Genomic DNA, 26,842 nt, shown 5'->3' on the forward strand with positions numbered 1-26,842 from the left:
GTGGTGGAGGGGGTGGGCTGGTGTGTTGTTTGAGATTTGTATAGTGTGCGTGAGTGTCTTTATGTTTTCTATCTGATTGACACCTGTGTGTGTTGGTTAAGTTAATGAGGGCGCATGGTGGATGCCTTGGTGCCAAATGACCGATGAAGGACGTGTGAGGCTGCGATATTCCTGGGGGAGTTGTCAACAGGGCGTTGATCCCAGGGTTTCCGAATGGGGTAACCTAGCCGGCTTGGTGGTCGGTTGCTCTCGCTTGAATGTATAGGGCGAGTAGTGGTGTGGTGGGGAAGTGAAACATCTTAGTACCTGCTGTGGAGAAAACAATAGTGATTCCGTGAGTAGTGGCGAGCGAAAGCGGAGGAGGCTAAACCGTGTTCGTGTCAAGGCGGCAGCTGTTGCGGATGCGGGGTTGTGAGGTTGGATCGTTGTTTCCTGCCGGGAACAGGTTCTCTGTGGATGTTTTAGTCGAATGGTGTGGGAAAGCCGACCGTAGTGGGTGATAGTCCCGTAGGCGAAGGAATGTTCATGGGTTCGGGTCTGATGCTCGAGTAGTGCGGGGTTCGTGGAGCCTTGTGTGAATCTGCCAGGACCGTCTGGTAAGCCTAAAGAGGTTTGGTGACCGATAGTGGATGAGTACCGTGAGGGAATGGTGAAAAGTACCCCGGGAGGGGAGTGAAATAGTGCTTGAAACCGTGTGCCTGTAATCCGTCAGAGCCTGGCGATGAGTTTTTGCTTGTCGGGTGGGTGATGGCGTGCCTTTTGAAGAATGAGCCTGCGAGTTAGGGTATGCAGCGAAGTTAACCTGTTGTGGGGTAGCTGGAGCGAAAGCGAGTCTGAATAGGGCGTTGAGTTGTGTGTTCTAGACCCGAAGCGGGGTGATCTACCCATGTCCAGGGTGAAGCGCGTGTAAGAGCGTGTGGAGGCCCGAACCCACCTAAGTTGCAAATTGGGGGGATGAGGTGTGGGTAGGGGTGAAAGGCCAATCAAACTCCGTGATAGCTGGTTCTCCCCGAAATGTATTTAGGTACAGCGTCAATGTTTATGTGTAGTGGTGGTAGGGCTCTGATTCGGGAATGGGCCGTGTTGGTTACTGACTCGAGTTAAACTTCGAATGCCATTATTCATGGTTGGCAGTGAGACTGTCGGTGAGAAGATCGATTGTCGAGAGGGAAACAGCCCTGATTACCGGCTAAGGCCCCTAAGGGTGTGCTGAGTGGAAAAGGATGTTTGATCGCGTTGACAGCCAGGAGGTTGGCTTAGAAGCAGCCATCCTTGAAAGAGTGCGTAATAGCTCACTGGTCGAGTGGTTGAGCGCCGATAATGTAGCGGGGCTGAAGTGCACCGCCGAAGCCGTAGCAAAGTCTGATTCACTTGTGAGTCGGGCGTTGGGTAGGGGAGCGTCGTACATGCGGGGAAGCGGAAGCGTGAGCTAGCCCAACAGGGTGTGTCCGTGGAGTGTGTGCGAGTGAGAATGCAGGCATGAGTAGCGTGAGGCCAGTGAGAATCTGGTCCGCCGATTGACTAAGGGTTCCAGAGGACGGTTGTTCCGCTCTGGGTTAGTCTGGGCCTAAGGCGAGGCCGAGAGGCGTAGTTGATGGATAACCGGTTGATATTCCGGTACCCGAATCATACGTGTTGTGCGAAGGCAGTTATGCTAACTGGCTGGTGACTGGTGGTTGAGGGCTTCGGTTCTTTTCTATCGTGATCTGGTTGGGGTCCTTTCTGTTGTTAGTGTAGTGATGGGGTGACGCATGGGGATAGCGGTACCGTCTGGTGGTTTAGGCGGGGTAAGGTGGTAGCCCGTGTTCTAGGTAAATCCGGAGCACATGTGGGTGAGCGCTGATGCATAGTTCTTTTGAGTGAATTCCGTGATTCCGTGGTGTCGAGAAAAGCCTCTAGCGAGTGTGGTTCGGCCAGTACCCTAAACCGACACTGGTGGTCAGGTAGAGTATACTGAGGCGTTCGAGTTATGTATGGTTAAGGAATTCGGCAAATTGCCTCCGTAACTTCGGGAGAAGGAGGGCCCTTGCTGGTGTAGTCAAGCGACTGTGAGCTGGTGGGGGTTGCAGAGGCCAGGGGGGAACGACTGTTTACTAAAAACATAGGTCCATGCTAAGCCGTGAGGTGATGTATATGGACTGACGCCTGCCCGGTGCTGGAACGTTAAGAGGATCCATTAAGGCTTTGGCCTGTCGTGGTGAATTGAAGCGCCAGTAAACGGCGGTGGTAACTATAACCATCCTAAGGTAGCGAAATTCCTTGTCGGGTAAGTTCCGACCTGCACGAATGGCGTAACGATTCCCCTGCTGTCTCAACCATATGCTCGGCGAAATTGCAGTACGAGTAAAGATGCTCGTTTCGCGCGGCAGGACGGAAAGACCCCGGGACCTTTACTATAGCTTGGTATTGGCATGTTGTTTGGTTTGTGTAGGATAGGCAGGAGACTGGGAAGCTGGCACGCTAGTGTTGGTGGAGTCGTTGGTGAAATACTGCTCTGGCTAAATGGTGTGTCTAACCTTCGGCCCTGATCGGGTTGGGGGACAGTGCCTGGTGGGTAGTTTAACTGGGGCGGTTGCCTCCTAAATGGTAACGGAGGCGTTCAATGGTGCCCTCGGGCTGGTTGGAAACCAGTTGGTGAGTGTAAGCGTATAAGGGTGCTTGACTGTGAGACTGACGGGTCGAGCAGGAACGAAAGTTGGGGCTAGTGATCCGGCATCAACGTACGGGTGTGGTGTCGCTCAACGGATAAAAGGTACCCCGGGGATAACAGGCTGATCTTCCCCAAGAGTCCATATCGACGGGATGGTTTGGCACCTCGATGTCGGCTCGTCGCATCCTGGGGCTGGAGTTGGTCCCAAGGGTTGGGCTGTTCGCCCATTAAAGCGGCACGCGAGCTGGGTTTAGAACGTCGTGAGACAGTTCGGTCCCTATCCGCCGCGCGCGTTGGAGATTTGATGGAGGGCTGTCCCTAGTACGAGAGGACCGGGATGGACGAACCGCTGGTGTGCCAGTTGTCCCGCCAGGGGCATGGCTGGTTGGCTACGTTCGGGAGCGATAACCGCTGAAAGCATCTAAGTGGGAAGCGTGCTTCGAGATGAGGTCTCCGTCAGCGTTATTGCTGGTGAGGTTCCCTAGAGATGATGGGGTTGATAGGCTGGGCATGGAAGCGCCGTGAGGTGTGGAGTGGACCGGTACTAATTACCGAGGGCTTAACCAATATTCAACCCATTGGGTTGCATATGGGTGTTGAAACGGTAGAGAGCTAAACGAGATATTCACGCACGCTATATGATTCTGAGGCAGCACACCTCGGATCCCGAGGATATGTTTGTGTCTCGTGGGTTTGTTTGGTGGTGTTAGCGGGAGGGGTACACTCAGTTCCATTCCGAACCTGGTTGTTAAGGCTCCCTGCGCCGATGGTACTGCACTCGAGAGGGTGTGGGAGATTAGGTCGCCGCCAAACATTAAACATGATGGAGGAAGGGGTTCGTTTCCTGGTAGGGGAAACGGACCCCTTCCTTTTGCCCTTAGATATTGACTAATATCGATTGATGGAGGATAATAGGCGCCTCTGCTGGACTCGCTCGACTTGCGTTGAGCGACGTTTCCACGTAGATCCATTCCACTGAAAACAGGAGGAACGTTCTGTGGACAACGAGAAATCCAGTCGGCTGTTACAGCTGATCCGGTTAGTGGGAGACATGCCCAAGGAGTTGGACCACTCCCTGGAGGAGTGGAAAGCCTTCTTCGGTCGGCATCCCAAGAGCCGGCTAGTGACAGCGTTCGTGACGAGCGTTGGGATGTGGGAGGTCTTGAAGGCCGTTCCTATCCTGCTGTCACTACTGTGATGGCGTGCGCCGGACTTTCGTCCGGCGCATTCTGCCGTGGGTTGAGCCCCGATGAACTCGGGTCAGCTCAGGACGACTCGTCGCCCTTGTGTCGGCTCGCCGGGCGAAGGCCCCCTACGGGAGGTTCCGGAAGCGGGTAGGGCGCGGTCACTCAGTTGGCGCACTTCCTGGATGCGTTCAGGGGCGGTCTTGGACAACGGAACGATATTCTCGAACGCACGCAAGTAATAGGTCTCCTCGACGTTCTCATCGCCTTTCCTGATGGCTTCGTGGCCGATCTCCGCCACGGCCGCCTGTATGTCAGAGCCGGCGAAACCTTCGCTGAGCCGCACGAGTTCGTTGACCAGATCCTCCGCGACGTCTACTTTCAAGTACTTCTCCAGGTACAGGGAGATGATCTCGCGCCGCTCGTCCGGTTCGGGGAGGTCTATGAAGAACAGGTCGTCGAACCGCCCGCTCCGCAGTAGTTCCTGCGGTAGGGACTGCACGTCGTTGGCCGTCGCCACCACGAAGACTCTCGCGTCCGACTCCTGCAGCCAGAAGAGGAACTGGCCGACGAGGCGAGTCGTGATTCCCGTCGTGTCGGTACCGGAGCCGGCAAGCCCCTTCTCGATCTCGTCTATCCAGAGCACACTGGGCGCCACGGAGTCGGCGGTCTCGAGGGCTTCCTTGAGGCGGGTTTCGGATTGGCCGACGTACTGTCCGAACACGGCGGCGATGTCCAGGCGGTACAGGGGCAACTGCCATTGGTCGGCGACGAATCGGGCCGAAAGGGACTTGCCGCATCCCGGCACGCCGATGAGCAGGACGCCGCGGGGCGGTCGCAGACCCCGGTCACGCAAGTCCATGGTGAGCAGGGGGCGCTTGCGCTCCAGCCACTCGCGCAGACCGGCCAGCCCGCCCATCCGGACTCCGCCGCCCGCACTGCGCACTCGTTCGATCCCGTTGAGGTCGGAGAAGATGCTGTCCTTGGCACGGCTCAGCAGCGCGAAGTCGTCATTGGTGATCTTCCTGCGTGCCAGGAGGGTCGCCATGATGTTGAACGCCTCGGTCCGGGTGACTCCGGTCAGGATGGAGGCGGCCTTCGCGAATCCCTCCTCGTCCCATTCGATTTCCACCTGCCCCCGGTAAGGCTGCACGAAGTCGGTGATCTCTCTGCGCATCTCGTCGATGTCCGGCACGTCGAGGATGACGGACATCCCCAGCCTCTGTAGTGGTATCCAGATCGGATCGGTGGTGATGACGGCTACGCAGCCGCCTCTGCTCTCGGCGAGCGTGGCCAAGTCCAAGAGGCGCCGGGAGGTTTCACTGTCGTCGCTGATCTGCTGTATGTCGGTGAAGACGATGGTGAGGTGCTCTCGCGCCTCGAACTGTTGGCTGATGAAGTCGATGGCGCCCCACACCGACATGTCCTCGGAGACGATGGCCCCAGTCGCGATGTCGCGCAGTCCTTGGCTGAGCGTGTGGACGAGGATGTCGAGTTGCAGGTCGTCGGCGACGGATTTGAGGATTTCGCGGACCCGCACGCGCTCTCCGGAACGGATGGAGACGAAGGGGATCCGGGCGAGCAGGTAGGACTCCAGTTGGGCGCGGGTTTCTTCTGCATTGGACACGGTGGTGTCTCCTTCGGTCGGCGGTCCTGGGGTCAACGGAACCGGATCGGGCGTGGTCCGGTGTCGGGCGGGTTCGGGGTGTCGCGACGCTCCGGCGTCCGCGTGCCAAGGTCGGCCGTCAACGGGCCTCGGCGGACGACGGCCGCGCGGTGGCCGGTCGGGTCGTCCTCACCGGCGCTGCGTTCCAGGCTCCGTTGTGCCGTGGCGACACTGGCGTGGAGTGCGGTGGCCAATTGAGTGCGAAGGTCTTCGGGCAGACGGTCGGATTCGGCGAATCTCTTGATCGGTCGCAGGCGGCGTCGGGCTGCGGTCAGGGCCGCGCCCAGCTCGTCAGCGGTGAGGCCGCTCGCCCGCCCCATGTCCCGCTGGAGGCTCTCGGCCCACAGGCCCATGCGTGCGGTGAAGGCCGATTCGACCCGGTCCAACAGCCGCTCGTACATTCCACCGCCCCAGTCGGAGTGAAACGGAGGCAGGCCGTCCGTTCCCCGGTCGACACCGCGCCCGAAACCCTCCAGCCACTCCTTCCATCGGGTGTAGTCGCCGCTGGACGCCCTGATCACCGGGTACCGTCCGGAGAAGTGGGCGGTCGGCGGAGCGGCTCGACCGGCGGCACGAGGTCCCAGTCGGGGAGCCGGAGGGCGATCGAGCCGTCCTGCTCTTCGTCGGGCCCGGAGATCGGCCGGACGGTGGATCGTGACACGGGTTCTCTCTGTTGGTCGTCCTGCATCAGGTGATCACTCCTCGTGCGGTGTCAGGGGCTCGCACCATCTGCTGATCGGGGCGCAGCGCCCGCAGGAAATCGTGGAGACGGGCCGCCTGTTCGCGTTCTTCCTCGGTCCGCTCGCCGAAGTCGACCAGTTCCGCCAGCGCCCCTCGCAGTTCTCGGGTCCTTTGCCTCTTGTTCTCTTCGGAAGCGATTCGAATCCCTTCGCATTGCTGTTCCTGGCGCCGATTCTCGTGCCATGCCCAGGCACCGGCGAATATCGCTGCCGCTACCAGTGCGAGCCCTAGCAGCGGGACTGCCATGGTGAAGGCGACGATCGCCGTGAGCGCACCGACGCCGGCCGCGGCAGCCCGCCCGTACACGGCCGGCAGGGAGCGGACGGCCTCCATGTCCCTCGCCGTACGGGAGTCGAAGTGAGCGGTGAGGCCGGCGACGACGTCCTCTTCCCGGGTGGCGTCGTGAACGGACGTCGACCAGCCGTCGATATCCAGGTTCACCTGGTCGGGCAGGGCCGCGACGGAGGCGGCCTCCAGCCGGCCGGCGGCTTGGTCGGCCCAGTCGCGACAGAGCGCTATGGCCAGGCGCTGCGTCGAGCGCGAGACTCCGGTGTCTTCCGGGGCGAGCGCCGAGTTGCTCAAGAGGTCCAGGAAGTTGATCTCGCTGTCGAAGGCCTCCTGGGTCGCCGCGGTCCGCTTCCGCGCCGCGTCCAAGTCTCCTCCGCTACCTATGACGTCCAGAAGCTCGGCTTCTTTTCGCCGGAGCGGAGCCTCTTCCTCGTCGAAGGAGGTCACCAACCGCTGCAACAGGTTGTCGACCTGTTCGGCGAGGGTCCGGGACCGGTTCAGGGGCTTCTCGTAGACTCTTCGGACCTCCTCGGCGGCAGGGCCGAAGACGGTGGAGAGCTTGTAGGCGTTCTCCAACTGCGGCCAGTCCGGGCTGAGCGCCCTGAGGTTCGGGAAGTCCGTGGGAGGGTTCCGGCGGTGCGAGCCGATGTACTCGCACCACCTCTCCACTTGGGCCTCGACGGCGTCCTCGTCGGATACCAGGCGGTCGTACCAGGAGGCGCCGCGCTCAAGGATCAGTTCCTTCGCGGCCGGTCCGAATCCGCCGTTGGCCACCGCGTCCAGGAGGACGGCGAACTCTTGGCCCAGGCGGTCGGCGTCCTGTCGGGCGAGGTACTGGCTCAACCAGCGCACCGCCGGTTCATCGCGTTCCACGCGGCGCAGCACGAGGGCGAAGAAGAGAGACGTCTTGTCATTGTCGCGCCGTAGCGATTCCTTCAGACCGCGGTCGGCCAGGGGTTTGTCGTCGCGGATCCACGCTGCCAGGGCGACGAGCGCCGGGGCGAGCCAGTAGCGGGGCGTGGAGATCATGAGTTCCTCGGTGGCCTGCCGGATCGTGGAGTGCGGGATGAGGCCCGCGTCCATGCCCTGCAGGATGCCGGTGGCGTGGAGTCGGACGGCGGAGTAGTGGCCGAAGTTCGCGTCCACCTCCTGCCGAATGGTGTTCAGTTGTGTCTGGGCCAGCTGCACGTTCTTGGCGAGGGTGTCGGCGACCATGAACTCGTGGAATTCGGTCTGCAGCTGGTCGACGCGGTTGTTGTTCGCTTCCAGAAGCGTCCGGACTTCGTGGACGAGGAGTTCCACGGACTCCTGGCGGTTCATGATCTCGTTGATGGAGCTGTTGAGTCCGTTGAGGTATTCCTCGGACAGGATCACTGGTCTCGCCACCGGTCAGCCCTCCGCCTTGATGACGGTGCCGTCCGGGCGGATGCACAGGACTCCGTCCTCGTACACTTCCACGGCCAGATAGGAGGCGGTGCGGGTCCAGGCGCGGGCGCGCTCCAATCCGTCGGGCAGGGGTTCGCCCCGGCGATAGTGGGCGATGATGTCGTCGAGTGCCGGGGTGATCGTGTGGACTTGGAAGTCCTCTCCCAGATGGCAGTGGGCGATGATTCCGATCGGCACGGCCGACGCCGCCAGTTCGGCGCTGATGCGTTCGCGCACTTCGGAAGTGTCCACTCGTACGGTGGCGGTCGACGCGTCGAGTCCTGTGATGAGGTCGAGGTATCGACGCGAGCGCCGCTCCACGGATCGGTGGGCGGCGGTCTTCGCCGCGGACGGCGTGAGCCGTGTGCCGGTCGTCGGCCGGGCAAGCGGTACCGGCCGGTGTCGGGGTCGCGGGTTGGAAGGCATTGGGCGGCCTCCTGGGTTTCGGGCTCCGCGTTCGCTCTTGTTCGCGCGGAACCGGTCCTTATATCATGAAATGTAGATGGTTGCACTGAGTTTGTATTGTCAACCATAAATGAGATGTGCCACAACCCCCTGAGCCCCGAGGAGGACGACATGGGCCGCGAGCACGGCGACGGCGACACCGGCCGTCCGCTTCCTCCCTGGATGCGGCCCAAGGTGAAGCCTCCCGACCAACTCGGTGTCTTCCAGCCGCCGAGTCCCTCCTCCCCGTCGCAGGACCCCGACGGCGGCACGGCCTCACCGGACCCTCCGGCGGCGCGGCCGCCCGGAGGGCGCCGCATCGACCTGCCCGCCTTCGGAACCCTCCTCATCGCCGTACCGTGGCTGCTCTACGGCTTCCTCGTGATCGGCCTGTTCTCGGCGGCACTCGGTCTCGCCCTGTTCATCATTCCCCTCTGGATTCTCTCCGGAGCGCTGATGTTCTTCCCTCCCGCCGAGACGGCGATCGCCCGGTACCTGTACCGCTTCCGTCCTCCCACCTCCCGCGAACTGGACATCCTCCAACCGGCCTGGGAAGAGGTCGCCGGACGCGCGGGGATCGACCCCGGACGGTTTCGCCTGTGGGTCCAGGACGCCGACGATTTGAACGCCTCGGCCTCCGCCGGCCACATCCTGGCCGTCACCCGTCAGGCCGTCGATACGATGCCTCCGCATCAGCTTCGGGCCGTCCTGGCCCATGAACTCGGGCACCACTCGGCCGGGCACGCCTGGAGCACCCTTCTGCTGTACTGGTATTCGATGCCGGGCAGGTTCTTCAACGGGGTCCTGGCCACAGCCGCGTGGGTGGCGCTGTGGGTCGGCGCTCAAGCGTTGCGGGCGCTCCTCTACGTCTTCGGCGCCATGCTGAAGATCGTCAGCCACCTGCCGCTTCTGTTCATGATCGCCGGGCTCATCGGAATCTGCCTGCTGGCCGCGACGGTGCTCGAGTTCATCGGGGCCGTAGTCGATTCGATTGTCGCGGCCGCCGTTCTCCTCACCCGAATCGGAGTGCTCCCGGCGGTGCTGGCCGTCGTCTTCCTCACCCCGCCCCTCATGGCCTGGGTGTCGCGGCGCGCGGAACTCCGCGCCGACCGCATCGCCGCCCGCGTCGGCTACGGCCATGCGCTGGTGGACGTCATGGAAGACTGGCTGGCCATGGGAATGCGGGACGGCCGGAGGGAGGCCTTCCGCGACAGGATCCTGGCCACCCACCCTCCCATCGACATCCGGATACGCCGACTCAAAGCCACCCTGGGGATGCCGTGAAGTGGTTCAAACGCAAGGACAAGAGCAGGCCCCGACGCCGCCCCTCTCCCTGGGACTGGCTGAGACCCCGCCATGCGCATGCCGCCGACTCCCTCGATCTGCTGCACTCCCGAGGGGAACTGACCGAGGTCGACTACGCCCGCATCGGCAACGCGTTGGAACCCTTCAAGACCGGAGCGGTCTCCGATCAGGAGCGGCTGGGAGAGCTGGCCGCCGCCATAGTCGCGGAGGGGGCCGGCGCGCTCGCGCACCCCTCCGGCCTGCGCCGTCTTCCCGGACGCCTGATGGCCAGGCACAACCTGGAGCACGGCCAGGTACGGGTGGGCACGATCGTGCCGTCGGCCAGGGCGCCGGAAACCGGGGGCCTGGACTTCGCAGTCGGCCAGGACGCGCTGCGCACCTCCATGCTCGTCATAGGGCCGCCGGGATCGGGCAAGACGCGGGGTTTCGCCCTCCCCGTCGTCGAACACCTCTCCCTGGGGGCGCTGGCCGGACAGTCGAGCCTCGTCGTCATCGATCCCAAGGGGGACGACTTCGACTTCCCCGGTTGGTTCGACCATGTCATCGACCCGCTCGCTCCGACGACGGGCTTCGACCTGTTCGGCGGCGCCGAACACGCTGAGACGGCGGCCGACCGGCTGGCGAGCGCCCTCCTTCCTCCGCAGGCGGGCGATGACGTCGCCTATTTCATGGACGCTTCTCGCAACGCCCTATACGCGTGCCTCTCGCCGTACGTCGATGCCTTCCGGAGATTTCCGTCCGTTCGGGAACTGCTGGCGCTCTTGCGGGTCGAACAGGGAACCACCGACCATGTCAAGAGCGGGTTGAAGGGTCATGGGAGCAAAGCCGCTCGCGCACTGCTGGACACCCGCCGGGACCAAGCGTCGGGGCGCCACGACCCCGCGGCGAGCATGGTCGAGCGGCTCGCCCTCCTCCACCGTCCCCGGCTGGAGCGCCTGCTGGACGGGACCGGTCCCAAGTTCCGGATGACGGAGATCGACCACGGTGTGCGGGTGCGGTTCGCGCTCGCCGAGTCCGAGTACCCGGAAGCCGGGCGGATCATCGCCAGGCTGGCGGTCTCACAGTTCGTCCAGGTCGCTTCGTCCTCCAAGACCAACCGGAATCTTTTCAAGGGGCTCGTCATGGACGAGGCGGGGCGGTACGTGGACGACTACGCGGCCAAAGGAGTGCAGAGGCTCAGATCCAACAATGCCGGGCTCGTGCTGCTGTCCCAGTCGATCTCGGACTTCCGCGCCGATGTGCGCTCCTCGGTGTTCGGGTCGGCGGGTTGCAAGGCCGTGTTCGGCGCGGTCGATCCGGGCGACGCCGATCTGTTCTCCCGGTTCTTCGGGGACGAGTGGATTTCCGAGATCAGCGTCAGCCGCGACAGGCGGGAGGGGCGGTCGTGGTCGAGAGGGACCACGCGGGGTCTCGGCGGCATCTTCGACTACCGTACTCAGCGCGGGCGCACTCGCACGGAGTCGGAAAGCCGCGGATACACGTACAAGAAGGTGGAGCGGGCCCGGTGGACGCCGTCGGACATCATGACCGGAATCCCCACGGGGCGCTGTCTGGCCGTGCTGACCGACGCGACCGGGCACCGATTCGGCCCCGTCGAGGTCGATCTGCGGGCCTGACCTCGTTGCCCGAAGTCGGATCGGGTTCTGCGGCAAAAGAGAAGCGGGAGTGGCGGACGGTGGTCTCCCCGGAGGCCCGGCAGGCGGGGCGCGAATGTCCTGTTCCCGATAGTTCACGGTCGGCCGATATGTCCCGTTCAAAAGCGGCACAGGCCCTTGTGCGGCGTGGTGCCCGCGGTGTGCCCGGTGATCATGGTTCACACGGGGCCGTCCACGGTAGTATTACTGATTGTGACTGTTGGAGTTTCTTGGCGGGTCGGGATCTTCGGAGGCACGTTCGATCCCGTGCACTACGGCCATCTGGCGGCGGCGAGCGAGGCGTACATTCGAGCCGACCTGGACGAGGTCGTCTTCGTGCCCACCGGCGACCCCTGGCAGAAGGCGGGGAAGGCGATCAGCCCGGCCGCCCTGCGCGGCGAGATGACGCGTCTGGCGATCAACGGCGACCCCCGCTTCCGGATGAGCCTCGTCGACATCGAGCGGGAGGGGCCGACCTACGCCGCCGACACGGTCGAGGACATTCGTGCCGAATACGACAAGGCCGTCGACCTCTACTTCATCTTCGGGGCCGACTCCTTGGAGAACCTCTACACGTGGCACCGCGTCGGCGAACTGGTGCGAAGCGTCGAGTTCATTGCCCTCAACCGGCCGGGCTCCCAGCGCAGGGGGGCCGAGCTTCCGCCGGGCACGAAGGTGGAGTACGTGGACATGGCGGGGATGGAGCTGTCCTCGAGCATGTGCCGCGAGCGCGTCGCCCGTGGCGAGACTCTCCGATACCTGGTACCCGAGCCGGTGCGGGGGTTCATCGAGTCCGCGGACCTCTATCTCCCGGGACGTGCGTTAGGCGATATGTGATCGAGGTTCAGGGGCCGCCCATGGCACACTGGGACAGTGCGCCCAGCGCGCAGTACGAGCCGTCGATCCGGAAAAGGAAGTCTTGTGGCAGCTGACCAATATGCCATCGATATCGCCCAGATCGCTGCCCAGGCCGCGGCCGATAAGAAGGGCGAGCAGATCAACCTGCGGGACGTGACCGACCAGCTGGCGATCACCGAGGTGTTCGTCATCGTCTCCGCGACCAACGAACGGCAGGTCAACGCCATCGTCGACAACGTCGAAGGCGAACTGATCAAGCAGAAGGACCTGCGTCCGCGCCGCCGCGAGGGCAAGGGTTCGAGCGACCAGTGGGTGCTGCTGGACTACGGTGACATCGTGGTTCACGTCTTCGACGAGGAGGCGCGCGAGTTCTACGGGCTCGACGGCCTCTGGAAGGACTGCCCGGAGATCGAGTTCACCGACGAGCCGGCCTCCGGCGAGTAGCGGGAGGCTCTCCGTGGTCAGCAAGATCATCGTCGTCCGGCACGGGCGCACCGAATGGAACATCTCGGGCCGGATTCAGGGCTCGACGGACATTCCGCTCGACGAGGTCGGAACCGCGCAGGCGGCCGATGCGGCCGAGGCTCTCGCGGAGTACAAGCCTTCGCGGATCGTCTCCAGCGACCTGTCCCGTGCCGTCGCGACGGCTGAGCCCGTCGCGGACCTCGTCGGAGTCGCGATCGAGCGCGACGCGCGTCTTCGCGAGCGCGCCTTCGGCCCCTGGGAGGGGCTGAAGAACGAGGAGATCAGGGACAGGTTCGCCGAGGACCACATGCGCTGGAAATCGGGCAGACCGGTCGAGAACCCCGAGATCGAGACGTGGGACGCTCTGCAGGAGCGCTGCCTGGAGGCCGTCGAGGACCTCACCCACGCGGCGGACGGCACGCTCATGGTGTTCACGCACGGGGGTGCCGCTCGGCACCTGATCGCCGGGATCCTCGGATGGGACCACGACGCGGCCGGCGCTCTCGCGGGCATGGACAACGTCCACTGGACGGACCTGCGCCGTATGAAGAACGGCCGTTGGCGCATGTTCGGGTTCAACCTGGGAGTGCGGTCCGTCCACGACCTGGGGTCCAGTCCCCTGTCCAAGGCGAACCAGTCGTAGCCGAATTCGCGGGAACCATCCGGTGGCGAGCGACGTCTACTCCATATGAAAACATTCAGTCAGGTCTATCGGAAACGTCGTGGAGCGGTTATCCTGGCCTCGGCGGCGTTGCTGGCGATGGTGTTGAGCGCCTGTGAGAACGGCGATGAGCCCGGTTCGGCCGCGTCCGACCCGCCGCCGGCCACCGACTCGGCCGCTCCGACCGAGTCTTCCAGCGATCCTTCCGAGGAGGAGTCCGTGAGCGAGAGCGAGCCGCCCAAGGTCGACCCGTCCAAGGGCGTCGAGGACGACCAGAAGTTGACGTCGATGACCATTTCCGGAACCGTGGAGGAAGGCGTCGAGGCCGGCTGCCTCGTCCTCACGCACAACGGCACGACCTACGGTCTGTTCGGCTCCTTTGACAAGCAGAAGGTCCGCGCCGGCGCCGAGGTCGAGTTGACCGGTCAGGTGGACAAGGGGATCATGAGCCACTGCCAGCAGGGCACCCCCTTCAAGGTCAGCGACTTCTCGGTCAAGTAGGCCCCGTTCGCCTCCCACCCGGGACGTGCCCACCCCGCAAGCCGGGCATTCACCGGTTCGGCGTGAACTGATGACTTCGTCCGGCCCGGTCCGCTGCAGGACCGGGCCGGTTTTCCGTCCGGGGCGGCCGGGCCCGTCGCCGCCGGTCGGTACCGACCGGCGGCCCGGCGTTCGGCACCGGTCCCGCGTTTCCCCGACGCGCAGCCGATACGGTGGGTCTTCGCCTTTGCGGAGCCGCGTCGGGCGCGATCCGTCCGGTTCTGGACGAGCAGGCCGGGTTCCCCCGTCTCTCAGTCGCTTCCAACCGCTGGAACGGATGCTCCGCTCGTGGGTAGTCTAAGAGCGTGGCTATTCGAGTGGTGACTGACTCCAGTTCGGCTCTGCACGACGGGGAGGACGGGCTGACCGTCGTTCCCCTCATCGTCAGGATCGGTGACCGGGAGTACCGCGAGGGCGTGGACATCGGACCCGGCGAGGTCGCGGCGGCGCTCCGCTCAGGGGAGAAGGTCACCACGTCGCAAGTGCCGATGGGGGAGCTGCGCGAGTCCTACCGGCGGTTGCTGGACGAGGGCGCCGAAGGCGTCGTGTCTGTCCACCTGTCCTCCAAACTCTCCGGGACCGTCTCCGCCGCTCGGACCGTCGCGTCGGAGTTCGACGGTCGGGTCGTCGTGGTCGACTCGCTGGGCGCCGGCATGGCCCTCGGCTATCCGGCTCTGGCGGCCGCCCGCGCGGCGTCCAAGGGCGAAGCCATCGGGCCCGTCGCGGCCGCCGCCCAGGCCCCTGTGAACGGCATCAACACGTACTTCTACCTCGACACGCTCGAGTACCTGCGGCGCGGCGGCCGGATCAGCACCGCCCGGGCGCTGGTCGGCACGGCTCTCTCGGTGAAGCCGATTCTCGCCTTGGACGACGGGGTGATCTCCATGATCGAGAAGGTGCGCACGCCCTCCCGGGGCCTGCAGCGCCTGGCCGCTCTGGCCGAGGAGGCCGTCGGCTCGCGCCCCGCCGAATTGACCGTTCACCACCTTCAGTCGGAGAAGAACGCGGTGGCCCTGGCGGAATGGTTGACGAAGCGCTTCGCCGACCAGGTGACCGATGTGCGGGTCTCGGAAATCGGAGCGGCCCTGGGCGCGCACTGCGGTCCCGGCGTCGTCGGAGTCGTCGCCTGCCCCGAGGCCTGAGGAAGTCATTCGTTCGAACGAGTGGCGATCCTCGATTTTATCCACAGGTTATCCACAGGCGGAATTCTTTCCTGTACTTCTCTTGACTCCGGATGTCTCATGGGGTCATGAAAAAGAAATCATACGAAGAGGAAACGTTCGCCCGACTCTGCGCCAATGTGGAGGCCGTGGCTCAGAATCCGACCGAACACCCCGGCCGAGACGAGTGCGCCGAGAGCGTCGACTCCGCTTCCGGTGAACCGCTCAGCAGGGTGCCCATCCGCACTCGCCTGCGCGAACGCGTCGAGAAGATCCAGGGGCGCGCGGGGCTCGGGCACGCCAATCGGTGGATCCTCGGGTCCATAGGGGCCGCGGCGATCGTCGTCGGCGGTGCCACCGCGGCACTCTCGTGGCCGTCGAGCTCGGAAGAGGAGTTCGCTCCCGTCGACGCCGTGGCCGCCTCCAGCGCTTCGCACGAAACGGGATCGACGACGATCATGGTCTCGGTGGCGGGCGGAGTGCAGGAACCGGGCGTCGTCGAAATCGAGCCCGGAGCCCGGGTCATCGACGCGATCAAGGCGGCCGGAGGCCTGTCGGAGAGCGCCGACGTGGGGTTCATGAACCTGGCGCGGCCGCTGGACGACGGTGACCTCATCGCCGTGAACGAAGGCGGCGATGACGAAGTGGTGCCACCCGACGGCGGCGACGGAGAGGGCGACGATTCGGGTGATGCCGGAGGATTGCTGAACATCAACAGCGCCGACGCCGCGCAGTTCACGGAGCTGACCGGCATCGGCCCGGTTCTGGCCGATCGTATCGTCGCGTATCGCAATGAGAACGGCTCTTTCGCCACCGTCGACGAGTTGACGAACGTCAGCGGCATCGGGCCGGCGCTGCTGGAGAGCATCCGCGAGAGCGTGGCCGTCTGACGGAAGCGGGGGCTGGGGCCGCAGTCGTTGCTATGGTCCGGCAGCGGACACCGTCAGGGGCTGGCCGAAGTTCCGGCTTCTTACCGGCCCCAGTCCTGCCCACCGTCATCACCAATGCGGTGGACGGAGGTGCCGGCACTGCTCTCCGGCCGCAGACACGACCGAGGCGTCGTTGTCCGTGCGGGTGCAAAGGTGGCCGCATGCGCAGCCCGAGGTGCTACCACTGGTGAACCACCGGGAACGCCGTCCTGAAGCGCGATCGCATCGGCCTTTCCTGCGTAGTCACTGCACCGGTCGCTCATAGGGCTGCAGGGCAACAGAAGAAGGGCAACAGAAGACGAAACAGCGGGCCCCGCTGTGGACCGGCCGAGGATGCCCCTGCGGCGGTTGAACCATTCGCAGAATATCCGCACACCAAAGGTGAGGGGGAAACCGAGACCGTATGAGAGAAGTGGAAACCAGAACCGACGGAGGAACGGGATCGGAAGTCCAATGCGCTCGTTCCTCAACCGATCGAACAGCAGGCGGCGACTAGTCGTCCCGCTCGGGAGGTGGAACGGAGTTCACCGCATCGCGTCGAACTCCGGTGACAGTCCCGCCCCGGAGCGCCAACACTAGGACGACTGCCGACCTGCGACTCTGATCAACCTGTTCGACCCTCGTTTAGCGGTATCCGGTCGTCAATGGGCCTGCATCAGGGGCAGCTCGTCGCAAGGCGGTGCGCTGTCGACGGATAGGTTCGCAGCGCCCATGGGATATGGGGTGCCCATCGAACCGTCCCGTTTGCGGGATCTACGGGAACGGTTCGGCCGTGCGCGGCACCGATCGGTCGGTTCACAGGTCCACGGCTCCACGGTCTGTCAGCACGACGGACCGTGTCGAGGGGGAGGAGGTGCTCGGACATCTTAGTCCAGTCAGGTCCGAGCACCTCCCCGAACCGTTCACTTGCCGACGACTGCAACCGAGTCTTCCAGTCCAACCGGTCCTTCAATCCGTGGACTGGAAAAGGGGCCGGAACGAACCTGTCGGCCGGGCATCGGCCCGCTCCCGACCTGGCAGTGCCACAGCGCCTGAGCTGGCAGCGCCATCCGTACCGGCAGTGCCATTGCGCCCGAACTAGCAGTGCCACCCTTACCGGCCTGCACCCGTACTGGTCTGCGCCCGTACCGGCCTTGCCACCGAAACTGAGCTGGCCATGCCGCCAAGCTGGCAGTGCCATCCGTACCGGCCGTGCCACCGCACCCGAGTCGGCCCGCCGCCGAGTACCCGCCGGCGGCGGTATCGATCGACGGCGGCGCGAATGACAGGAGGTGAGACGACCATGCCAACGCCACGGACCGAGACCGACGCGGAATCGCGCTTCGTCAACGACCCGTCCGACAACCGTCTGATCATCGCCGCCTTCGGAACCTGGGCGGGAGCCGCCGCCGCTCTGTTCACGTCGGGGCCGTACGGCCTTGCCGTCACGGCCGCGGCGGCACTGGCCATGGTCTTCAATCGCGGGCGTCGCCATGCGATCCGCCCCGCCCTGTCGACGGCGCTCTTCGGCGTCATATTGGGATCGACCGCCGGAGGCTTCCACGTAGCCCTCCGCGACCACCGAGCACTCGAGCCGTACCTCGAGAGCGACGACACGATTCACGTCGAAGCCAGAGTCTCCGACATCCCCCGCCAAAGCCGATGGGACGACGAGAAGTTCCTGATACCCGCCACGCTGGTCGAGATCGGACCGGGGGACGATCAGCGGTCATCGGACGCTCGGTCCCGCGGGCCCTCACCGGCCACCGGGCACTGGAGGATCCTGATCATCGGAGAGGGCCCCGAGTGGGAGGCGCTCCTACCCGGGCAGGCCATCAGCGCGGAAGCCGAGATCTGGAAGGACGATCGGCCGGACCTCACCGCCGCGGTGGTCAAGGGCACCGCGTTCACCGTCACCCGCGGCCCGCCCTGGTACGCGCGGGCGGCCCACCACGTCCGCACCCGTCTGCATTCGGCCGTAGCCGATCTCGACCCGGCCGAGGCGGGCCTCATCGCGGGACTCGCGCTCGGCGACCGGTCGCTCATGGACGAGTCGGTGAACGAGGCGTTCCGCGACACCGGCCTGGTGCACTTGATCGTCACCTCCGGATACCACGTGGGCATCGTCGTGGGAGTCCTGCTCTGGGGCGCGCTACGCGCGCGCCTGCGACCCGCACTCCGAGCAGCCCTCTGCTTGGCCGGAATAGTCGGATTCACCATTATCGTCGGACCGTCCCCCAGCGTGCTGCGAGCCGATGTCATGGCCGGCATGATGCTGCTGGCTTTGGCAGTGGGGCGGCCGCGTGCGTCGCCGCAGGCACTCGCCTCGGCGGTGATCCTCCTCGTCCTGGCCGACCCGGACATGGCCCTCGACGGCGGCTTCATTCTCTCGGTCCTGGCCTGCGTCGGCATTCTGGCCTTCGCCTTCCGCTGGGCCGACCCCCTCCTGCGGCGGGGATGGGTGAAATGGGCGGCCTTGGCGTTGACGATCGCCGTGTCGACTCAGCTGATGGTGACGCCCGTCCTGGTTTCCTGGGGATCGGGGATCTCCTGGATCTCCATCCCGGTCAACGTGATGGCCACGATCGTGGCTGCACCGGCCGTGGCGCTCGCCGTGGCCGCGGCGGCGCTGGCCGTCGTCGCGATACCCGCGGGCCAGGCGGTCGCCACGGTCGCCGCCTGGCCGATTCGCTTCCTCATATGGTTGGCCGAAACTGGCGCGGGCGTGTCGGGGGCGGTCATACCGTGGCCGGAAGGCCTTGCCGGAGTCGGGCTGTTCCTACTCGCCACCCTCCTCATTTGGGTCCTTTGGAAGGTACGGCGGTTCCGACCCGCGTTCTTCGCGGTGGTGCTCATCGCCCCGTTGGCCTTCTTCTCCTGTCAGTGGAAGTCGGCACTGCCCGAAGGCTGGCTGGTCGCCGCCTGCCCTGTGGGGCAGGGTGACGCCTTCGTCGTCCCCGGCAGAGAGGGAGGGGCCGTCGTCATCGACGCCGGACCGGACCCGGCCGCCATGGACCGGTGCCTGGACGGCCTGGGCATCGACCGGATCGACCTCTTCGTCGTATCCCACTTCCACATGGACCATGTGGGAGGCGCGGCGGCGTTGATCGACGGGCGGACGGTCTCCAGAGTCCTGGTGCCGCCGGTCGCCGGCGCCGAGCAGGGGGCGGCCCTGGTGCGAAAAGTACTGGGGCAGGGCCGGAACGCCGGCCCGCTCGAAGAACCGGATGGCCGGGAGAGTGCCACCGGCTCTGGAGGCCACGGTGAATGGAACGGGGAACCGCCTGGGGGAGCGAACGAACGGCGAACGGACACGACGGACGGAGGCACTCCGCCCGGGCGGGTCTCGTTCGAAGAGGCGACGGCGGGGCAGCGGATCGTCCATGGGCGGACGGTCATCGATGTGCTCGCACCGGGGACCAGGCCGTGGTCGGGGACGCGGTCCGATCCCAATAACAACTCGATCGTTCTGCGAGTGACTGTCGAGAGTCGGGAAGGGGGCGATCCTCGTTCGCTGCTGTTCCCCGGCGACATCGAACTCGAGGCCCAACAGGCCCTGCTCCGTTCCGGAGTCGACCTCAGCGCCGACGTTCTCAAAGTGCCGCATCATGGCTCCGCGTATCAGGAAGAGGAGTTCCTTTCCGCCGTTCACGCCTCGATAGCCCTGATCGGCGTCGGAGAAGGGAACAGGCATGGGCATCCGTCGGGCGAGGTGATCCGGCTCCTCGAAGACGAGGCGGTCCGTGTACGCCGCACGGACACGGACGGCCTCGTCATAGTGGTCTTTACCGAGGGGAGGTGGTCGCTCCGCACCGACGGCGATTGAAGAGGGATGGTGCCGTTACAGCCACGGTGATTGACGAGGAGCGGCGTCTCTACGCCCACGCCGATTGGTGGGCCCGGACGGGGTTGCGGTCGCCGTGGTCGAGGCGCCTCTACGCCCACGGCGATTGGTGTGGGGGTGCCGGTAGCAGCCGACTACCGTGCGCCGCAGAAGGTGACGCGGAGACTGTAGACGTCCCCGGCCGAGTTGGTAATGAAGAGCCGGTTCTTCTGCGGGCCGCCGAAGACGAGGTTGGAGCAGGACTCCGGGAGGCGGAGTTTGCCGATGAGGGTTCCGTCGGGCGCGTGGCAGTGGAGACCGTCAAGGGCGGCACCCCAGAGGCGGCCTTCGGTGTCGAAGCGGATTCCGTCGAACCACCCGGTCGCGAACACCTCGCCTCCGGAGAGCGTCCCTCCCGGCTTCACGGCGAACCGCCGGATGTGCCGCTGCCGGGTGTCGACAATGTACAGGTGACCCTCGTCCGGGGAGAACGCCAGTCCGTTGGGGCGCGTGAAATCGGTGGCCACAGCCGACAGTTCGCCGGTCCCGCCGTCGATCCGGAAGACGTAGTCGCCGCCGATCTCGCTTTCGGCCTTGCCGTAGCCTTCGTAGGCGTCGCTGATGCCGTAGCGGGGGTCGGTGAACCAGATCGCGTCGTCCGATCCGACGACGACATCGTTGGGGCTGTTCAGCTTCCGGCCATCGAACGCGTCTGCCAGGACCGTGGTGGTTCCGTCGTGCTCGGTTCGGGTCAGCCGCCGTGCGCCCTGCTCGCACGTGATGAGGCGGCCTTGGCGGTCGACGGTGTTCCCGTTGGCGTATCCGGAGTCGTGTCGGAAGACGCCGACGGCGCCGGTGGTCTCGTCCCAACGCATGAGGCGGTTGTTCGGGATATCGCTCCAGACGAGGTAGCGGCCGGCCGGGAAGTACACGGGCCCCTCGGTCTTGCGGTCTCCCCTGTGAATGACCTCGACATGGACGTCGCCGTCGCAGCCGCGGAACCGATCGTCTAGGATCTCGAACTCGGTTCTGAACCGATCCATGGTCAACTCCTCTAAAAATAGATGATGTTCAGATTTAGCGTACATAATCCGAATGAGATATGGTAGTGGGCATGGATGACAAGGATCGTGCGATCATCGCCGGACTTCAGGAGAACGCGGGTCAGTCGTACGCCGGCCTGGCCGAATCGGTGGGGCTCTCGGCGGGCGCCGTCCACGAGCGAGTCCGGAAGTTGCGGGAGAAGGGGGTCATCGGCCTACCGACGGTGGAGGTCGATCCGGTGGCCCTCGACAAGAGCGTCCTGTCGTTCATCACGGTCGACACGGATCAGTGGATGGGCGATTCGGCGGACGCCTTCGCCGAGATCCCCGAAGTGCTCGAGGCCCACGTGGTCGCAGGGGCGGCGACACTGCTTCTGAAGGTGCGGACCGAGGGGATGAGGGAACTGCAGGAGGTTCTGCGCCGACTCTACGAGATTCCGGGAGTCAGGGGCACCTCTGCCACCATCGTGTTGGAAAGCTTCTTCGCGAGGCCGGTCAGTCCGTGACGGGAGTCGGAGCTTCGGTGGTGCCGATCCTCTGGCTGAGTCCTGAGTCCTGAGTCCTGAGTCCTGAGTCCTGAGTCCTGAGTCCTGCGGACTTGGAGTTGCGTTGCGGGCAGCGGTCGCTCTGGTTGCTCGGACCTTTCGTTCGCCCTAATGTCTCTTCGGAAGGGACCTCTTCGCCGGGACGTTTCGTCGGTGCTGAGATTCCGTCCGCTCCAACGTTCTGTCCGCCCCAGGGGACCGCCCACTCCGCGATTCTGTCCATATTGAAGCGTTGCGGCGGCGGACCCCTGGTGAATGCCGGAAGCCTCGCTGATAGGGCCTCCGGCCGCTGGGCCCAGGGCGCCCGGGGTTGCCGGAACGGCATCGCCGATCTCCCTCTACGGTTGAAGTAGGGGTCAGGCGGCGGCGTCTCGGCCAGGGCTACGTCCCCGGCAATGGCGACCTCCTCTCCACTGCTGAGGCCGGGGGCTGTGCGCTGGCGCTCCCGGACGTCACGGGAGTTGTCTCCCCGATCAGGAGGGCGCATTCAACGGTTGTTGGGGACGTCGATTCCCGGTGGTCCGGTCCCGGATCCGCCGAGTGGTCTTCACGGAAGGCCTCTGCGCGCCGTTAGTGGTTCATAGTCCGGCTGTTCCTTCGCGAGTCGCCACAGCGAGAGGCATTTGCGCGCCGCCAGCGGCTCACACTGCCGGAAAGGGACTCCCGGCTGCGGCGGTCGACCGTGGTCCCGGTCGGTGTCGGCATGTGCCCGCGTCGGCGGCGAGGATCCACTGCGCCGCCGTTCGCTGAGGTAAGCGAGCTATCGCCGGGCGCCTCTGAACCGCGGGTGATGTCGGTGCAGCGGTTAGGATGGTTCCGTGGCTGAAACTCTCGACCCGATCCAACTCGTCATCGGCGACGAGGACTTCCTCGCCGAGCGCGCCGTGAGCCGGTTTCTGGCGGCCGTGCGCGCCGACGACCCGACCGCGGAGGTGTCCCGTCTGAACGGCGGCGACCTGACCGCCGGCGCGTTCTCCATGCTCACCAGCCCGACCCTGCTGGGCGGCGGCGTGGTCGCCGTGGTCGACTCGGCCCAGGACGTCGACAAGGGGCTCTTCCCCTCGATCCTCTCCTACATCGACGACCCGGCTCCGGGCGTCTACCTGATCCTGGTCCACCCGGGTGTCCAGAAGGGCAAGGCCCTGGTCGACGGCCTCAAGAAACGCAAAGTGCCGCAGGTGAAGGTCTCCAAGATCAAGAAGGCCGCCGACCGCGTCGCCTTCGTGCGCGGCGAGCTGACAGCGGCCGGAGCGCCCACGCGATCCTCGACGGCCGCCGTGGCGGACCTGATCATCACGGCGGTGGGATCGGACCTGCGCGAGCTGGCATCAGCCTGTTCCCAGCTGGTCGCCGACACGGGCGGCAAGATCACCGAGGAGGACGTCCGGGCCTACTACTCCGGGCGGGCCGAGGTCACGGGGTTCACCGTCGCCGACGCCGTGGTGGCCGGCCGGACCGCCGAGGCGCTCTCGACCCTGCGGTCCGCGTTCCAGATCGGGGTGGACCCGGTGCCGATCGCCGATGCCGTCGCCGCGGCCGTGCGGAACCTGTCCCGCGTGGCCGGCGAGCGGGGCGGGTCGAACCAGCTGGCGTCGAAGCTGGGCATGGCCCCGTGGCAGGTCGACAAGGCCAAGCGTCAGGCCCAGTCCTGGACTCCCAGAGGGCTGGCGGAGGCGATGACCATCGCCGCCCGCCTGAACGGGGAGGTCAAGGGCGGCATGGACGACCGCGAGTGGGCGTTGGAGCACGCCGTCGTGCAGATCAGCGTTCTGGCGGGCTCTTCGCGGGCCTGAAAACCGCATGGATCGAGCGAGGCGCCGACCCCGCCTTCGACGGTCCGAGACGTCTCTCAGTACTTCCCGGCTCCCGCGATGATGTCGTTGAGTTTGACGAGGCCGGCGACGAGCAGCGGCAGGACGGGGACGACCCACCAGGAGACGAGTTCGGTCAGGGCCAGCAGGACCGCTACGGCGGCCGACCCCTCGAAGAAGACCACCGACCACGAACGGCTCAGCCGGATGTTCTTCAGGCCGAGAATTCTTCCGTACCAGGGCTGCCGTGCGCGGCCGACATGGCCGGTCCGGTAGTTCGTCCCGGTCGGGGACATGGCCCCGGACGTGCCCGCGTCTTCCGTGCGTTTCATTCCGCGCCCTATCTAAAATCCGAGCTCCGCCATGGCCTTTCACCCTGCCGGCACCGGTCGGAGATCCGGCGGCCGAGCGGCTTTCCGGCCCGCGCTCCGTCGAAGCCGGCGAACGGTGGAGGACCGCTTCGGACGGTGGAGGACCGGTGTCGGTCCCGCCGCGCTGAGGAGATGACACGGGGCGACGGGCAGGTGACTTCTGGAAATTGTCTCAAACCAATGTGAACTCGGAGCGTCCAGGACACCCGGACAAAACGGAATTTTTCGGCGGCGGTCGTTCGCGGCGGAGCTCGGCGGTGCGGAGCCGCGGGCGCCTGAGATGTGGGAACGCGGGTTTCGACGTCCGCCCCTGGAGCCATGATGGAGTGTCGGAGGAGCGGCGGTGAGCCTCGCTGCGCTTCGTGAATTTCACTCTTCTGTGAAAGAAAGGGGGATCGCGAAGTGCGGTGCGGATCGTATGGGCCGGGAGGACGGCGCGGATCGCGAGGGGCGGTGCGGGTGGCTTAGGCGGGGAGGACGGTGGGGATCGCGAAGTGCGGAGCGGATCGCATGGGCCGGGAGGACGGCGCGGACGGACCGACCGTTCCCGGACAGCGGAACGGGGCCTCCTGTCGGAGACCCCGTTCGGTAAACCCTCTTGCCCGGTCCACGCGGAGCGCCTCCCCGCGAGGGGGAGCGGCATCCGCGGCCGGACGATTAAGCGTTGCGCAAAACTGGCGGCCGACCGAGGGACATGCCCTAGATGCTCGGCCGGCTTGCCCGGGCTGGTTAAGCGGAGGCTTCCAGCTTGTTGACGGCCTGAGCCATCTTGGACTTGCGCTGCGCGGCCTGGTTCTTGTGGACGACGCCCTTCGAAACGGCCTTGTCCAGCTGACGGCTGGCGGCCTGCAGGTTCGTCTTGGCGGCAGCGATGTCGCCGGTGGCCGCCGATTCACGGAATTTCCGGATGGCGGTCTTCAACGACGACTTCACAGACTTGTTCCGCATACGGCGCTTTTCGTTCTGCCGGTTACGCTTTTCTTTGGACTTGATGTTCGCCACTCGTGAAGCCTTAGTCTCGTGATGGATTATGCTTACTTACAGTTTTGCGCAGAGATGGCGATCAGGAAGAGGGCATAGCACACTCCGCGCGACAGCCAACCTTACCAGGAGACCGCGAAAGGGCGTCTCCAAGGCGCTCCCAGGCGATGTATTTCACTCCGTTCGCACCGGTATGGGCTGGTCACGAGGCGAGAACGGCGCCCGTCGGACGGAGCGGGGCGACGGCGGCGAATCCCCGCCTCGGCGCTCGGGGCGAGGGTCCTCTCCGCCGGTCCGGCGGCACCCGCCCTGTGCTGCGGCGGCGCCCGGCGCGAGCCCGCGGTCGAGGGCGGAGAGCACTGGCACGCTTTCGCGACGTCGCCAATGGTCGGCACGGACGATAGGGCAGAATGGCCATGGCAGTATCAACAACCCGGAAGATCTGGTGGGCAGAGGCCCATTGAGCGAGGTATCAGTGACCAATCAGCCAGGTGCGACCCCCGCGGACGCGATTCGCAACTTCTGCATCATCGCGCACATCGACCACGGTAAGTCTACTTTGGCCGACCGTATGCTCCAGCTCACGGAGGTCGTCGACAAGCGGCAGATGAGGGACCAGTACCTCGACCGGATGGACATCGAGCGCGAGCGCGGCATCACCGTGAAGTCGCAGGCCGTCCGCATGCCGTGGAAGACCCGCTCGGGTGAGGGCGAGGGCGGCGACTTCGTCCTGAACATGATCGACACCCCCGGCCACGTGGACTTCTCCTACGAGGTCTCCCGTTCCCTGGCGGCCTGTGAGGGCGCCGTCCTGCTGGTCGACGCGGCCCAGGGTATCGAGGCGCAGACGCTGGCCAACCTGTACCTGGCGATGGAGAACGACCTGGCCATCATCCCGGTGCTCAACAAGATCGACCTGCCTTCGGCGGACCCGGACCGCTACGCGGAGGAGATCGCGGGCCTGGTCGGCTGCGAGCCGGAAGAGGTCTTCCGCGTATCGGGCAAGACCGGCGTGGGCGTGGAGGAGCTGCTGGACGCGATCTGCGAGCAGATCCCGGCCCCGGTCGGCGACCCCGACGCCCCGCCTCGCGCGATGATCTTCGACTCCGTCTACGACACCTATCGCGGTGTGATCACCTACGTCAGGGTGGTGGACGGTCGTCTGCAGGCCCGGGCCCGCATCGAGATGATGTCGACGCGCGCGGAGCACGAGCTGCTGGAGATCGGCGTGATCTCCCCGGAGCCCAAGTCCGGCAAGGCGCTCGGCGTCGGCGAGGTCGGTTACCTGATCACCGGCGTGAAGGACGTCCGCCAGTCGAAGGTCGGCGACACCGTCACCAACGCCAGGGGGCCGGCGGAGGAGGCCCTGCCGGGCTACACGGAGGCCAAGCCGATGGTCTACTCGGGCCTCTACCCGATCGACGGCTCGGACTACCAGAACCTGCGCGAGGCGCTGGACAAGCTGCAGCTGAACGACGCGGCGCTCCAGTTCGAGCCCGAGACGTCGGCGGCGCTGGGCTTCGGTTTCCGCGTGGGCTTCCTGGGCCTGCTGCACCTGGAGATCATCCGCGAGCGCCTGGAGCGCGAGTCGAACCTGGACCTGATCTCGACGGCCCCCAACGTGGTCTACGACGTGACCATGGAGGACGGCGAGGAGATCGAGGTCACCAACCCCTCGGAGTTCCCGGAGGGGAAGACCCGGGCCATCACCGAGCCGATCGTGAACGCGACGATCCTGACGCCCTCGGACTACGTGGGCGCGGTGATGGAGCTGTGCCAGACGCGGCGGGGAACGATGAAGGGCATGGACTACCTGTCGCCGGAGCGGGTGGAGATCCGCTACTCGCTGCCGTTGGCGGAGATCGTGTTCGACTTCTTCGACCAGCTCAAGTCGCGGACCAAGGGCTACGCCTCGCTGGACTACGAGCCTTCGGGGGATCAGGAGGCGGACCTGGTGAAGGTCGACATCCTGCTGCAGGGCGAGAGGGTCGACGCGTTCAGCGCGATCGTCCACCGCGACCAGGCCTACCACTACGGCGTGAAGCTGGCCGGGCGCTTGAAGAAGCTGATCCCGCGCCAGCAGTTCGAGGTGCCCATCCAGGCGGCCATCGGCTCGCGGATCATCGCCCGCGAGAACATCCGCGCGATCCGCAAGGACGTTCTCGCCAAGTGCTACGGCGGTGACATCTCGCGAAAGAGGAAGCTGCTGGAGAAGCAGAAGGAAGGCAAGAAGCGCATGAAGAACGTCGGGAGCGTGGAGGTCCCGCAGGAGGCCTTCATCGCGGCGCTGCGGACCGACGAGGACTGAGGAAACGGGGCCCGGGAGACCGGGCCCCGTT

At 65.2% G+C, this 26,842-nt stretch carries 21 protein-coding genes and 2 rRNA genes; 15 read left to right on the forward strand and 8 right to left on the reverse strand.

The window, feature by feature from the left end; translation table 11 throughout:
- Positions 1-94 precede the first annotated feature (94 nt).
- The 3 genes from ACFTE1_RS02295 (at position 95) to ACFTE1_RS02305 (ending at position 3,848) form a co-directional block, all read left to right on the forward strand.
- Positions 95-3,217, forward strand: a 23S ribosomal RNA gene (locus ACFTE1_RS02295).
- A gap of 129 nt (positions 3,218-3,346) precedes the next feature.
- A 5S ribosomal RNA gene (gene rrf / locus ACFTE1_RS02300) occupies positions 3,347-3,463 on the forward strand.
- Between the two features lie 184 nt (positions 3,464-3,647).
- Complete coding sequence (locus ACFTE1_RS02305) at positions 3,648-3,848, forward strand: hypothetical protein (protein WP_380618291.1); 201 nt, start codon at positions 3,648-3,650, stop codon at positions 3,846-3,848.
- Between the two features lie 62 nt (positions 3,849-3,910).
- Here ACFTE1_RS02305 and ACFTE1_RS02310 read toward each other — a convergent pair whose 3' ends face one another.
- Genes ACFTE1_RS02310 through ACFTE1_RS02330 form a run of 5 tightly spaced genes read right to left on the reverse strand, consistent with a single transcriptional unit; the run spans position 3,911 to position 8,191 of the window.
- Entirely contained in the window at positions 3,911-5,461 is a 1,551-nt protein-coding gene (locus ACFTE1_RS02310) for an AAA family ATPase (protein WP_380618292.1), read from the reverse strand.
- 32 nt (positions 5,462-5,493) lie between these two features.
- On the reverse strand, positions 5,494-6,021 hold the full coding sequence (locus ACFTE1_RS02315; RefSeq protein ID WP_380618293.1) for a hypothetical protein: 528 nt from the start codon (positions 6,019-6,021) through the stop codon (positions 5,494-5,496).
- Positions 6,018-6,188, reverse strand: coding sequence for a hypothetical protein (locus ACFTE1_RS02320; RefSeq protein WP_380618294.1), 171 nt, complete (start codon positions 6,186-6,188; stop codon positions 6,018-6,020). Before ACFTE1_RS02320 ends, ACFTE1_RS02315 begins: the two co-directional genes overlap by 4 nt.
- A complete protein-coding gene (locus tag ACFTE1_RS02325; RefSeq protein WP_380618295.1) occupies positions 6,188-7,915 on the reverse strand; it encodes a hypothetical protein in 1,728 nt (575 codons plus the stop codon). The genes ACFTE1_RS02320 and ACFTE1_RS02325 overlap by 1 nt, the downstream gene beginning before the upstream one ends.
- Before the next feature lie 3 nt (positions 7,916-7,918).
- Positions 7,919-8,191 carry a hypothetical protein gene (locus ACFTE1_RS02330; RefSeq protein WP_380618296.1) on the reverse strand — a complete coding sequence of 91 codons (273 nt, stop codon included), beginning with the start codon at positions 8,189-8,191 and terminating at the stop codon, positions 7,919-7,921.
- 303 nt (positions 8,192-8,494) lie between these two features.
- Between ACFTE1_RS02330 and ACFTE1_RS02335 the strand changes: the two genes are divergently transcribed.
- The 9 genes from ACFTE1_RS02335 (at position 8,495) to ACFTE1_RS02375 (ending at position 19,755) form a co-directional block, all read left to right on the forward strand.
- Entirely contained in the window at positions 8,495-9,682 is a 1,188-nt protein-coding gene (locus tag ACFTE1_RS02335; RefSeq protein ID WP_380618297.1) for a M48 family metalloprotease, read from the forward strand.
- Entirely contained in the window at positions 9,679-11,319 is a 1,641-nt protein-coding gene (locus tag ACFTE1_RS02340; protein ID WP_380618298.1) for a type IV secretory system conjugative DNA transfer family protein, read from the forward strand. The genes ACFTE1_RS02335 and ACFTE1_RS02340 overlap by 4 nt, the downstream gene beginning before the upstream one ends.
- A gap of 231 nt (positions 11,320-11,550) precedes the next feature.
- The gene (nadD, locus tag ACFTE1_RS02345) at positions 11,551-12,174 is read left to right on the forward strand and encodes a nicotinate-nucleotide adenylyltransferase (RefSeq protein WP_380618299.1); all 624 of its coding nucleotides are present in this window, start codon (positions 11,551-11,553) and stop codon (positions 12,172-12,174) included.
- 84 nt (positions 12,175-12,258) lie between these two features.
- Positions 12,259-12,639 (forward strand): ribosome silencing factor, encoded by a 381-nt coding sequence (rsfS, locus tag ACFTE1_RS02350; RefSeq protein ID WP_380618300.1) that lies wholly within the window; start codon positions 12,259-12,261, stop codon positions 12,637-12,639.
- 13 nt (positions 12,640-12,652) lie between these two features.
- Positions 12,653-13,303 (forward strand): histidine phosphatase family protein, encoded by a 651-nt coding sequence (locus ACFTE1_RS02355; RefSeq protein WP_380618301.1) that lies wholly within the window; start codon positions 12,653-12,655, stop codon positions 13,301-13,303.
- A 45-nt stretch (positions 13,304-13,348) separates the two neighbouring features.
- A complete protein-coding gene (locus ACFTE1_RS02360; RefSeq protein ID WP_380618302.1) occupies positions 13,349-13,822 on the forward strand; it encodes a hypothetical protein in 474 nt (157 codons plus the stop codon).
- Positions 13,823-14,166: 344 nt separating this feature from the next.
- On the forward strand, positions 14,167-15,003 hold the full coding sequence (locus tag ACFTE1_RS02365; RefSeq protein ID WP_380618303.1) for a DegV family protein: 837 nt from the start codon (positions 14,167-14,169) through the stop codon (positions 15,001-15,003).
- 107 nt (positions 15,004-15,110) lie between these two features.
- Positions 15,111-15,911, forward strand: coding sequence for a helix-hairpin-helix domain-containing protein (locus ACFTE1_RS02370; protein ID WP_380618304.1), 801 nt, complete (start codon positions 15,111-15,113; stop codon positions 15,909-15,911).
- 1,321 nt (positions 15,912-17,232) lie between these two features.
- A complete protein-coding gene (locus ACFTE1_RS02375) occupies positions 17,233-19,755 on the forward strand; it encodes a ComEC/Rec2 family competence protein (RefSeq protein ID WP_380618306.1) in 2,523 nt (840 codons plus the stop codon).
- Between the two features lie 152 nt (positions 19,756-19,907).
- Here the strand turns inward: ACFTE1_RS02375 and ACFTE1_RS02380 are convergent, their stop codons facing one another.
- On the reverse strand, positions 19,908-20,795 hold the full coding sequence (locus ACFTE1_RS02380) for an SMP-30/gluconolactonase/LRE family protein (RefSeq protein ID WP_380618308.1): 888 nt from the start codon (positions 20,793-20,795) through the stop codon (positions 19,908-19,910).
- Positions 20,796-20,866: 71 nt separating this feature from the next.
- Here ACFTE1_RS02380 and ACFTE1_RS02385 point away from each other — a divergent pair, with 71 nt between their 5' ends.
- Entirely contained in the window at positions 20,867-21,301 is a 435-nt protein-coding gene (locus tag ACFTE1_RS02385) for an Lrp/AsnC family transcriptional regulator (RefSeq protein ID WP_380618310.1), read from the forward strand.
- Positions 21,302-22,158: 857 nt separating this feature from the next.
- Positions 22,159-23,133, forward strand: coding sequence for a DNA polymerase III subunit delta (gene holA, locus ACFTE1_RS02390; RefSeq protein WP_380618312.1), 975 nt, complete (start codon positions 22,159-22,161; stop codon positions 23,131-23,133).
- A gap of 56 nt (positions 23,134-23,189) precedes the next feature.
- On the opposite strand, the gene ACFTE1_RS02395 is transcribed toward holA, so the two are convergent.
- Positions 23,190-23,483, reverse strand: coding sequence for a hypothetical protein (locus tag ACFTE1_RS02395; protein WP_380618314.1), 294 nt, complete (start codon positions 23,481-23,483; stop codon positions 23,190-23,192).
- Between the two features lie 768 nt (positions 23,484-24,251).
- On the reverse strand, positions 24,252-24,524 hold the full coding sequence (gene rpsT, locus ACFTE1_RS02400; RefSeq protein WP_380618316.1) for a 30S ribosomal protein S20: 273 nt from the start codon (positions 24,522-24,524) through the stop codon (positions 24,252-24,254).
- Positions 24,525-24,978: 454 nt separating this feature from the next.
- Between rpsT and lepA the strand changes: the two genes are divergently transcribed.
- Positions 24,979-26,811, forward strand: coding sequence for a translation elongation factor 4 (lepA, locus tag ACFTE1_RS02405; protein WP_380618318.1), 1,833 nt, complete (start codon positions 24,979-24,981; stop codon positions 26,809-26,811).
- The last annotated feature ends 31 nt before the right edge of the window (positions 26,812-26,842 follow it).

This window comes from Salininema proteolyticum, from assembly GCF_042685645.1.
Taxonomy (GTDB): Bacteria; Actinomycetota; Actinomycetes; order Mycobacteriales; family Micromonosporaceae; genus Salininema; species Salininema proteolyticum.